This is a genomic window from Pedobacter heparinus (assembly GCF_032678725.1).
In the GTDB taxonomy this organism is placed as follows: Bacteria; Bacteroidota; Bacteroidia; order Sphingobacteriales; family Sphingobacteriaceae; genus Pedobacter; species Pedobacter heparinus_A.
The window spans coordinates 309,729-321,584 of record NZ_JAVTSC010000005.1; the positions used below are offsets into that span (position 1 = coordinate 309,729).

Sequence of the window (11,856 nt, forward strand, 5' to 3'; positions counted from 1 at the left end):
GTGAAAAGGCTGTTCCATACCGGAGCGGCCTTTTTCATTTAGCATGCATTTATTTGTATATTTAAGGATACCGCAAAATTTGTATAGATCATTTGGTATAATAATTGAACAAAACGCTAGGAATGATCTGTGGTCAATCAATTTAAACGAACCTTTAATTCAAAGAAAATGTCCCGTTGGTCTAAAATAACACTCATCGTATCTGCTGCAATTGTCGGGTTGGTTTTGCTTGCTTATATTGGATTGGCAATCTATGTAAATGCAAATAAGAAAAGTCTGTTGATTACAGTTACTGAGCAGCTAAACAAAAATCTAAATGGCAAAATGACCATAGAAAGTATGGACCCTACCTTTCTGAAGGGGTTTCCAGGAGTGTCTTTGAGTTTGAACAATGTGATTTTACGTGACAGCCTTTGGGCGAAACACCAGCACAACCTGATTGAGGCTAAAGATTTTGATGTTGCGGTAAATATCATGGGACTTTTAAGGGGGGCAATAGATATTGAGAAGTTAGGGATTAATAATGCTACAATTTACCTTTATACGGACAGTAATGGCTATACCAATACAGCGGTATTCAAAAAGGAAAAGCAACAGGAGAAAACCAAAGAAAGTGGATCGTCCTCGGCAGAAATCAGAAAAATTACTTTAAACAATGTAAATTTTGTAGTTGACAACAAGAAAGGTCACAAACTTTTTCAGTTTGTGGTTGATGAGCTTAAAGCAAAAATTGATTATAAACTTTTAGGTGGCTGGGATGCGGATATTAAACTGAAAACGCTGGCTAAAAGCTTAGCATTTAATACACGTAGAGGTAGTTTTATCAAAGATAAATTGCTGGAAGGACCATTTAGGATCAGTTATAGTGAAGATGGTGGAATGGTAACTGTTGCGCCCAATAAACTGAATATCGGAACTGATCCCTTTATTATAGCCGCAAAATTCGATACCTCAAAGGAAAATACTGAATTTACCATTAACATCGACGCTCCTGACATTTTATGGAAAAATGCATCCGGATTACTGGCACCTAACATCACTTCCAAACTTAATATGTTTAACCTTAATAAACCTATTCATGCCAAATGTACTCTTAAAGGGAATATGGGGCCCGGAGGTGATCCTTTAATCTATGTAGAGGCGATTATTAAAGATAACGTGCTGACTACACCTGGTGGGCTGGTTGATGACTGTAGTTTTATTGGTGTATTTACAAACAACTATGCGAAAGGCAATGATTATTCTGATGCCAATTCGGCCATTAAATTGTATAATTTTAAAGGGAATTATAAAGAGATACCCTTTTCTATAGATACTGCTTTTGTGATCAATCTGGATAAGCCTATTGCCAAAGGAATTTTTAAGTCTCAATTCGACGTTGCAAAGTTAAACAATGTAGTTGGAGAAGAGACTTTAAAGTTTGGCAAAGGGACCGCAAATGTTAACCTGGCTTATTGCGCAGATATTGTAGATTTTAAATTGACTAAACCCTTGGTTTCGGGTTCAATTGACATTAAGAATGCCGATGTAAATTATGTACCAAGGAAACTGAAATTTAACAACACCGCTATTTTACTCAATTTTACCAATAATGATTTGTTTATCCAAAATATCCGTCTGCAAAGTGGCAAGAGTGTTGTTTTTATGGATGGTACCATCCGTAATTTTTTAAATCTTTATTATACCGCACCGGAAAAGATCTTATTGAACTGGAAAGTACGTAGTCCTGAAGTACATTTGGGCGAGTTTATTGGTTTTCTGGGCAGCAGAAAGCCTGCTCCCAGAGTAAAGAAGAAAAATCTTAAGAGAAGTACTTTCTCAGAAGACCTGAACGAAGTTTTTGAAAAAAGTAACGTAAACATGCATTTGAGTGTGGATAAGCTCTATTATAATAAATTTTTAGCTACCCAGGCGAATGCCAATTTGCTGCTTTCTGAACTGGGTATTGTTCTTAAGAATGTAAGTGTAAAACACGCAGGAGGTATACTTAAATTGAATGGAAACATTAACCAAAAGGGATCGCTGAACCGGTTTACAATCAATACCATACTAAGCAATGTAGATATCAAGAACTTTTTCTACTCGTTTGATAACTTTGGATTAAAGAGCCTTACTTCTCAGAACTTAAAGGGATACCTCTATTCAAAAGCTACCCTCTCGGGCGGGATTACCGATCAGGGCAAACTTGTAGCCAACTCCATGAACGGAAATGTTCTTTTCGACTTGAAAAAGGGTGCGCTTGTTAATTTTGACCCGATTATAAGTGTAGGCAAGTTTGCGTTTCCTTTCAGAGATCTCAATAACATTACCTTTACCAATCTGAATGGTAAATTTGACATCCGCGGACAACAGATTACCATCAATCCCATGCAGATCAATTCCAGTTTGTTAAATATGGATGTTGCCGGTATTTATTCTTTGGGTAAAGGAACCAATATTGCAGTTGATGTACCGTTGAGAAATCCTAAAAAAGATGCTGACATTACTGATCGGGAAGAGAAAAAAGCCAGGCGCATGAAGGGTATAGTTTTACACTTGCTTGCAACGGATGGCGAAGACGGGAAAATTAAAATTAAACTGAACAGAAATAGGGAACAAACAAAGTAAAGGGTATATTTGAGTGTATTAAAACCTTAACCTATAACAATAGAACAACATGAAACGTAATGCAACTGCCGTTTGGAATGGCACAATAAAAGAAGGCTCAGGTCACCTTACAACCGGGAGCAAAGTTCTGGATCAAACCCAATATTCTTTCAATAGCAGATTTGCTGATGGCATTGGTACCAATCCTGAAGAACTGATGGCTGCAGCTCATGCCGGATGCTTTACCATGAAATTAAGTCTTGATTTAACGGAGGCTGGTTTTACCCCGGGGAACCTGGAAACAACCGGCACGGTAACCCTGGATAACGGAACTATAACGAGCTCAAACCTGGTACTGAAAGCCAGCATCCCTGGAATCACTGAGGAGCAGTTTCAGGAAATCGCCGCGGGAGCAAAGGCGAACTGTCCGGTAAGCAGAGCCTATAGTGTAGACATTACACTAGATGCAAGCTTAGTTTAGTCATATTTTCTACAGATTCTGTCAATTATCCTCCTATTATTTCATTGATGGGAGGATTTTTGCCTATTTTCGGGTTTTCATAACATCTAATAATCCGAACCACAAATGAACAAGCCCATCCTTGTTTTGAAATTAGGGACTGCCTCCATCACTACTGCAAAAGGTGAGCTTGATGAAGAGGTCGTTGCTGATGTGACCAGACAAGTTGCAGAAATTGCAAAAGATTACCGTATCATACTTGTTTCATCGGGAGCCGTAGCTGCCGGTAAAAAATACATAAAGAATTATAAAGGGAAGATTGCGGAACGTAAAGCTGCAGCTTCTATTGGCAATCCGCTATTGCTAAGTACTTATTCCAAACATTTTTTACCTTATCACATTTCTATTGCCCAAAGCTTATGTGAGCGCCAGCATTTCTCGAATCGCAGGCAATTTTTGCAATTAAAGGAAACCTATGAAGAGTTATGGAAAAACGGAGTGATCCCTATTGCAAATGAAAATGATGTGGTGAGTAGCCTGGAATTGAAATTTTCAGATAATGACGAACTGGCTACTTTGCTTGGTGTGGGATTTGGCGCTGCTGTGATCTTACTGGGAACTTCTGTTCCTGGCGTACTGGACAGGGAAGGTAGTGTAATTCATAAAATTGATAGTATTAATAATGATATATTTTCACTGGCCGATAAGAATAAGTCAGATCTTGGCCTTGGAGGAATGATCTCCAAATTAACCTTTGCTCATCTGGCCACAGTGATGGGCATTAAAGTAGTTATATTTGGCGTACGTACGCCTGATGGGATACTTAATGCTATAGATGGAAAAACGGGTACAGTCTGTACCCCCAAAGAAGGTACCATATCTGCCCGAAATAAATGGCTGGCCAGTGGCAGTCTGGTTACCGGCAGGTTAATGGTTGACGATGGTGCCTGTGAGGCAATAAGAAAGCGCAAGAGCTTGCTGGCTGTTGGTGTGCTGTCGGTTATTGAAAAGTTTAGCGACGGCGAAATCTTCGAAATCACCGATAAGGAGCAGCATATTGTGGCTGTTGCACGCGCTAAAACATCATCTGAAACCATCATAAAAAACTCAAAACAACACAATCTGGAAATTGCGAATGCAAGTGATATTGTAATATTATAAAGAAAAATGGAATCAACTCAACAACAGTTAATCAACGCAAAAAAAGCTCAGGCTGCGATTTCGGCGCTAAGTGATCAAAGGAAACAAGAGCTGATCATCAGCTTTGCAACATCGATTTTAGCACACTCGGCCCAAATTATTGCTGAGAACCTGAAAGATCTGGAAAAGATGTCGTTGTCGGATCCCAAAAGGGACCGTTTGTTGTTGAACGAAGCCAGGATAGCCGACCTTGCCAGCAGTTTAAAAGATGTTGCAGGTCTGGAAGATCCTACTAACAAAATTCTTTCTGAGCGTATACTTGACAACGGCTTGCACGTTCAGAAAAAAACAGTACCGATTGGAGTAGTGGGCGTGATTTATGAATCCAGACCTAATGTAACGGTTGATGTTGCCGCGTTATGTATCAGATCTGGCAATGTTTGTTTGTTACGCGGTGGTCAGGATGCCTATCATACCAATCTGTTTATAGTTTCGCTGATTCAGCAGATTTTAGAGGAATATGGACTTGATAAACATATTGTACAACAATTACCTGCCGATAGGAAGTATATTCTTGACATTCTTCAGGCGGAAAAGTATATTGATGTGATCATTCCCCGCGGATCAAATCAGCTGATTGAATACGTGCGAAAGAATTCCCTTGTACCAGTGATTGAAACCGGTGCAGGTGTTTGCCATACTTATGTAGAACAAACTGCAAAACTTAAAGAGGCAGCAGCCATAGTTGTCAATGCTAAAGTTTCCAGACCTTCGGTATGCAATGCGCTGGATACAGTTGTAATTGATAAATCTATAGCTAAAGATTTCTTAACAATTACGGCGCCTTTGTTATCTGGTTATAACGTGGAGATATTTGCTGATCAGTTTTCGTTTGGCATTTTAAAGGAACTGAATTATCCACAACTGAACCTGGCTACTCCGGAAGATTTTGGCCGGGAATTTTTAGATTTCAAATGTTCCGTAAAGATCGTTGAAAACACGGATGAGGCTTTGCAGCATATCGGGGAGTTTTCTTCCAGACATTCGGAAGCAATTTTGACAGAAGATCAGGCCAAAGCAGAAAGGTTCCTGAATGAAGTTGATGCTGCTGCAGTTTATTTAAATGCTTCTACCAGGTTTACTGACGGACAGGTTTTTGGACTTGGAGCGGAAATTGGAATTTCTACACAAAAACTTCATGCACGTGGTCCATTTGCTCTCGAAAAACTGGTTACAGAGAAATGGCTGGTCAGAGGAGCGGGGCAAATCAGGTAAACTTCTTGTTATCAGTAAGGTATGCCGGGCTTTAATTCCCCTTTTTGGGAAAAAAAGGCGCCGGTAAATTTGATGTTACAACACGAAAACGTGCTGTTGTGGTTGTTTTCAACTTTGGTATAGTGGCCTGAATTTTGAAAATACTTGTATCGGATCCACCATTTATAAATACAAGTACTTGAGATCAGATAGCCTACTTAGAATGCTTGAGGTAATAGATGACTATGCCATCCTGTTTTTGGACAGGTATGGAAATGTAGAAAACTGGAATAAAGAAGCAGAGAAAATAAAAGGATATAAGGCAGATGAAATTATCGGTCATAATTTCAGTGTGTTCTATAGTGAAGAGAGCCGGAGAAACAAAATACCAGAATTACTTATTGAAGAAGCACGGTTAAAAGGCAGGTCACAGCACGAAGGCTGGCGGGTAAGAAAAGGAGGAGAACTGTTCTGGGGATTTGTGACCATTTCTGCAATTTATGACGACAATAATGTAGTTGTTGGCTATTCTAAATTTGTCAGGGATCTGACCGCCAAAAGGCATTTTGAGAAAACCACAGAAGAGTATGCACGGGAACTTGAAATTAAAAATAAGGAGCTTGAACAGTTTGTATATATCGCTTCCCATGATTTGCAGGAACCGCTGTTAACGGTTAAAAATTTTGTAGAACTGTTTAAGGATGAATATAAGGAGGTATTTGATGAAAATGCCAAGCTGTACCTGCAGTTCATAGACCGTTCAACGGAACGGATGCGAAACCTGATTAAAGGATTGCTTGATTATGCAAGATTGGGAGGGCAACAGGCAAAAACATTGGTAGATTGTAATGCATTAATGGATAGCCTCCAGCATGATCTTTTTAGCAGCATATTTGCGTCCGGGGCCAAAATCCACTATCAGGATCTGCCCATTGTTTATGGCTATGAAATGGCATTGAGACAGCTTTTTCAAAACCTGCTGAGTAACGCTTTAAAATTTAAAAAACCAGATGTTGATCCCGAAATCCAGATCTCTGTTGTGGGGCAGGATAAGTTCTGGCATTTTGAATTTAAAGACAATGGAATAGGCATTGAAGAACGATATAATGAAAAGGTATTTATCATGTTCCAACGGCTGCACAATGTAGCAGATTACGAGGGATATGGCATTGGACTTTCACACTGTAAAAAAATTGTGGAATTGCACGGAGGTCAAATTTCTGTTAAGTCTGTTGTAGGAGAGGGAAGTACCTTCTGTTTTTCTTTTAGGATATAAATTGAAAGAAGATATACGAAATGAATTGTTAAATTAATGAAAGCACAACAATATATTGATGAAAAAATATAAAGATCTGGAATGTGTACTACTGATTGATGATGATATATCTACAAATTTCATTCATCGCAGAATTGTAGAAAATGCTAAAATAAATGTAGCTGTCAAAGAAATAACCTCTGCAAAAGAAGCGCTCGACTATTTAACTTACTCTGGTAAATATCAAAACGTTGAAAATGCGCCTAAAGCTGGCATTATTTTTCTGGACATTAACATGCCAGGCATGAACGGCTGGGATTTTATTGCTGAATATAAAAAGCTTGATGAAAAGCATAAGGCAAGGATTGTAGTGGTCATGTTAACCACTTCTCTTAATCCTGATGATGAGCTCCATGCTGCCAGGGTGGAAGAGATAGCGACTTATTTGCATAAGCCGCTTAATCTGGAAACCTTTTCATCCATTACCAACAGATATTTTGAAGAGATTACTGAAAATTGATTTAGAGGTTCATTAGACCTCTAAATCATTCATTACTGCTTTAATTTTATTGCCGAGATGGGTATCAACTGCTTTAAAATCCTCTTTATGAGGTAGTTTTGCATTCACACTGCAGTAAAATTTAATCTTTGGCTCAGTTCCAGATGGTCTCGCAGAAACAATACTGCCATCCTCGGTGATAAACTGGAGCACATCAGACTTAGGTAATTCCAGTTCAGTCTTTATACCTGTTTTCAGGTCTGTCTGTATGCCAAGTTCATAATCTTTTAATGTTTCGATTTTAGAACCACCAAGTGTTGCGGGCGGGTTATTTCTGAATTTCTCCATCATTGCTTTAATATCTTCAGCACCTGTTTTTCCCTTTTTAGTGATAGAAACCAACTCTTCTTTATACAGACCGTATGTTATATACATGTTTAATAAAGCGTCATAAAGACTGCTGCCTTTATCTTTGTAAAAAGCAGTCATTTCGGCTATAAACGCACAGGAAACCACGGCGTCCTTATCCCTTACCAGGTCGCCAATTAAATAACCATAACTTTCTTCACCACCGCCTATAAAGGTTTGTTTTCCCTCCAGGTTGGTCATGATCTGACCGATCCACTTAAAGCCGGTCAGCGTATTATAATAGGTCACATCTTTAGCTTTGGCAATGGCTTCAATCAAATTAGAAGTTACTATAGTTTTAACAATGTATTCATTACCTGTAAGTTTACCTTTCTCCTGCCAGGCTGTTAACAGGTAATTGATCAGTAAACTTCCTGTTTGATTACCGTTTAACAATACAAATTCACCATCATTGTTTTTTACTGCAATTCCAACCCTGTCTGCATCCGGGTCAGTGGCGAGTACAAGATCAGCATCAATTTCTTTGGCTTTTTTTAAGGCAAGGGTCAAGGCTTCCTTTTCCTCGGGATTTGGATACACAACCGTTGGGAAATTGCCATCTGGTTGACTTTGTTCTTCCACAACAGTTAAATTGGTAAAGCCAAATTGTTCCAGCGCCTTAGGAACCAAAGTTATTCCTGTTCCGTGAATTGGTGAATACACTATTTTTAGCGCATGCTGGCGTGCTATTGCCTCTGGAGATACAGATAATGCGGTTATTTTATCGAGGTACAATTGATCCAGGTCTTCGCCTATAAGCTCAACATGCTGTTCAATGCGTTCAAATTTTACAGCATCGATATTTTTAATTTTAGCCACTTCATCCATCACCAGTTGATCATCTGGTGATGTAAACTGTCCGCCATCAGCGCCATAAGCTTTATAACCGTTGTATTCTTTAGGATTATGTGAAGCCGTAAGCATTACTCCACTTTTACAGCCCAGTTGGCGAATTGCGAAAGACAATTCGGGTGTAGGCCGCAAAGCAGCGAAAAAATAAACATGAATTCCATTTGCCGAAAATACATCTGCAGTGATCTTTGCAAAATAATCAGAATTGTTCCTGCTATCGTGCGCGATAGCCACTTTAATCTTTTCTCCCGGATATTTTTGATTCAGGTAATTGGCTAATCCCTGGGTTGCAGTTCCTATGGTATATTTATTGATCCGGTTAGAACCGGCCCCCATAATCCCTCTTAATCCTCCAGTACCAAATTCCAGGTTCCGGTAAAAAGCATCGGTAAGATCGGTATAAGCTTCCTTATTTAAAAGCTCTTGTATTTCATCCTTAGTTTTTTGATCGTAATTGCCATTAAGCCATTCATTTATAGTGGCCAGGGTACCTTGTTCTAATTGCATATTTCAAATTTTATTTCGTCTATTCTGCCGTTATTAAGCACGTTTTATTTAAATTCACGCCCGATTACAAGTATATGACCATTTTGGTTAAGATAAAATACCTGGAGCAAATAAATATAGCTATTTACCTAGCTTTTTTAACCTTTAAAAATTAAAATAAACCATGAAGTTTGTCAGATCAGGCGAACTTCAGCATTAAAAACAATTAAAGAACTATGAAAGTATTAAAGTTTGGAGGCACTTCTGTAGGAAGCCCTGAGCGTATGAAAAAATTGCTGGATATCATTGATCCTGCAGCAGAACAAATTGTAGTGTTATCGGCTGTGTCTGGTACCACCAATAGTTTAGTAGAGATTTCAGCCAAACTTTTAAAGGGAGATAAACAGGAAGCGTTAAGTCTGATTAACGCTTTACATGAGAAATATAACCAGTTTGTGGTTGAACTTTTAACCGCAGGTGAGCATCGTGAACAAGGACAAGAGGTGGTAGATTACCATTTCAATTTTTTAAGTTCATTGGCCAATGATATTTTTACAAGTGCTGAAGAAAAAGTTGTTTTGGCACAGGGTGAATTGTTATCTACCACTTTGTACCATATCTATTTAAAATCAATCGGTGTAGCTTCTGTATTGTTACCTGCATTGGATTTCATGAAAATTGATGAAGACAATGAGCCTGATGTCGCATTTTCTACCACGCATTTACAACCCATGTTAGCGGAGCATAAAGGCAATAAACTTTTTATTACGCAGGGTTTTATCTGCAGAAACAGTTTTGGTGAAGTGGATAACCTGCGTCGGGGCGGCAGTGATTATACAGCTTCGTTAATTGGTGCAGCAATTAAAGCTGAAGAAGTACAGATCTGGACTGATATTGATGGAATGCATAATAACGATCCAAGGATTGTTAAAGGTACAAAACCCATTGCCCAGTTGTCTTTTGATGAAGCAGCTGAACTTGCTTATTTTGGCGCTAAAATTCTGCACCCGCAATCTGTTTTCCCTGCACAGAAATACAAAATCCCTGTTAGGTTATTAAATACCATGGAGCCGAATGCTACAGGAACCCTGATCTCCAGTGAGAGCGAGAAAGGCAGGATCAAATCCATTGCAGCCAAAGATGGAATCACGGCCATTAAAATCCAGTCAAGCCGGATGTTGCTGGCTTACGGATTTTTAAGAAGGGTATTTGAGATTTTTGAAAGGTATAAAACACCAATTGATATGATTACTACTTCTGAGGTAGCTGTCTCTTTAACGATTGATTATACAGATAACCTGGATAAGATCATGGAAGAACTGCATGCTTTTGGTACAGTAGAAATTGACAGTAATCAGTCTATTGTTTGTGTTGTTGGCGATTTTAGTGCAGAAAAACATGGTTATGCTGCAAGGGTACTGGATGCAATTAAACACATTCCGGTAAGAATGATCTCTTATGGAGGAAGTAATTACAATATCTCCATATTGATCAATACGAACGATAAAACTGAAGCATTAAGAAGTTTGCACAACAGAATATTTGAATAAGGAGAAGGCTTTACCTTCTTTTTATCCAGATAAGAATGCCAATAAGAATAAAAACGAGTACAATGAAGAACCGTATTCTTCGGTTGTACTCTTTTTTATTGATTTTATCATTTTTGAGATCAATGTAATTGCCTACATAAATAAAACCCAGTACAACTACAAAAAATATAACAAGAAATTTAAACATTATGTTTTCTAATAAAGATATATCACGCTTCGCAAATTTAGAAACACCTTTCTATTATTACGATCTTAACCTGTTGCAAAACACGTTAAATGCATGCGCAGATGCCGCTAAGTTATACAATTTTCATGTGCACTATGCGATGAAAGCTAATTTCAATACAAGTGTGCTGCAAGAAATAAAGACCATTGGTTTTGGTGCAGATTGCGTAAGCGGCGGAGAAGTGAACAGGGCCATTGAAACGGGATTTAATCATAAACAGGTCGTTTTTGCTGGTGTTGGTAAATCTGATAAGGAAATTAACCTGGCACTGGATCAGGATATATTCTGTTTTAATGTAGAGTCGGTTCAGGAACTGGAGGTTATTAATGAACTGGCTGGCAAAAAAGGAAAAAAGGCAAAAATTGCCATCCGCATCAATCCAAATGTTGATGCCCATACTCACCACAATATTACTACTGGTTTAGATGAGAATAAGTTTGGCGTCAACTCCTGGGATCTTCCAGCATGTGTTGAAGCCTTGAAGATCACTGAACATATTGAGTTTATCGGTATACATTTTCATATTGGTTCGCAGATCACCAATCTGGATGTATATAAGAACTTATGCGTGCGGGTAAATGAATTTGCAATATGGTTTGAAGAACGTGGTTTTAACGTTAAGGTATTAAATGTGGGCGGCGGTTTAGGTATAGATTATCATCACCCCGATCAACAGATTCCTGATTTTGGTACTTATTTTAAGATTTTCGCTGAATTTCTTGAGGTTAAACCTGGTCAGGAAGTGCATTTTGAATTGGGCAGGGCCTTGGTAGGGCAGTGCGCCTCATTGATTAGCCGCGTTCTATATGTGAAGAATGGCAAAAAGAAAAATTTCGTTGTTTTGGATGCTGGTATGACAGAACTGATGCGACCGGCCCTTTATCAGGCTTATCACAAAATTGAAAACCTTACCAGGGGTAATAAAACCACATTAAAATATGATATTGTAGGCCCTATATGTGAAAGCACAGACTGTTTTGGTAAAGAAGTGGAGCAGCCGGAAAGTTTTAGAGGCGACATCTATGCCATTAGAAGCGCAGGTGCTTATGGTGAGGTTATGGCTTCAAAGTATAATCTACGTGATGAAATCAGATCTGTTTACAGTGAAGATTAGGCGTAGTAAAGAGAATAGGCAGGTAA

At 38.6% G+C, this 11,856-nt stretch carries 9 protein-coding genes; 8 read left to right on the forward strand and 1 reads right to left on the reverse strand.

Features of this window, described 5'->3' with window-relative positions; translation table 11 throughout:
• Positions 1-168: 168 nt before the first annotated feature.
• The 6 genes from R2Q85_RS10570 to R2Q85_RS10595 all read left to right on the forward strand — a co-directional run bounded on the left by R2Q85_RS10570 (position 169) and on the right by R2Q85_RS10595 (position 7,215).
• Positions 169-2,607 carry an AsmA family protein gene (locus R2Q85_RS10570; protein ID WP_316811743.1) on the forward strand — a complete coding sequence of 813 codons (2,439 nt, stop codon included), beginning with the start codon at positions 169-171 and terminating at the stop codon, positions 2,605-2,607.
• A gap of 49 nt (positions 2,608-2,656) precedes the next feature.
• Positions 2,657-3,067 carry an OsmC family protein gene (locus R2Q85_RS10575; protein ID WP_316811744.1) on the forward strand — a complete coding sequence of 137 codons (411 nt, stop codon included), beginning with the start codon at positions 2,657-2,659 and terminating at the stop codon, positions 3,065-3,067.
• A 105-nt stretch (positions 3,068-3,172) separates the two neighbouring features.
• A complete protein-coding gene (gene proB, locus R2Q85_RS10580) occupies positions 3,173-4,207 on the forward strand; it encodes a glutamate 5-kinase (protein WP_316811745.1) in 1,035 nt (344 codons plus the stop codon).
• A gap of 6 nt (positions 4,208-4,213) precedes the next feature.
• On the forward strand, positions 4,214-5,461 hold the full coding sequence (locus R2Q85_RS10585; RefSeq protein ID WP_316811746.1) for a glutamate-5-semialdehyde dehydrogenase: 1,248 nt from the start codon (positions 4,214-4,216) through the stop codon (positions 5,459-5,461).
• Positions 5,462-5,663: 202 nt separating this feature from the next.
• A complete protein-coding gene (locus tag R2Q85_RS10590; RefSeq protein ID WP_316811747.1) occupies positions 5,664-6,716 on the forward strand; it encodes a sensor histidine kinase in 1,053 nt (350 codons plus the stop codon).
• Positions 6,717-6,774: 58 nt separating this feature from the next.
• Positions 6,775-7,215, forward strand: a complete 441-nt coding sequence (locus R2Q85_RS10595; RefSeq protein WP_316811748.1) for a response regulator — start codon at positions 6,775-6,777, stop codon at positions 7,213-7,215.
• A gap of 12 nt (positions 7,216-7,227) precedes the next feature.
• Here the strand turns inward: R2Q85_RS10595 and R2Q85_RS10600 are convergent, their stop codons facing one another.
• Entirely contained in the window at positions 7,228-8,961 is a 1,734-nt protein-coding gene (locus R2Q85_RS10600; protein ID WP_316811749.1) for a phospho-sugar mutase, read from the reverse strand.
• A gap of 215 nt (positions 8,962-9,176) precedes the next feature.
• Here R2Q85_RS10600 and R2Q85_RS10605 point away from each other — a divergent pair, with 215 nt between their 5' ends.
• Together R2Q85_RS10605 and lysA are read left to right on the forward strand one after the other, a co-directional pair.
• A complete protein-coding gene (locus R2Q85_RS10605) occupies positions 9,177-10,490 on the forward strand; it encodes an aspartate kinase (RefSeq protein ID WP_316811750.1) in 1,314 nt (437 codons plus the stop codon).
• Positions 10,491-10,678: 188 nt separating this feature from the next.
• Positions 10,679-11,830, forward strand: coding sequence for a diaminopimelate decarboxylase (lysA, locus tag R2Q85_RS10610; RefSeq protein ID WP_316811751.1), 1,152 nt, complete (start codon positions 10,679-10,681; stop codon positions 11,828-11,830).
• The last annotated feature ends 26 nt before the right edge of the window (positions 11,831-11,856 follow it).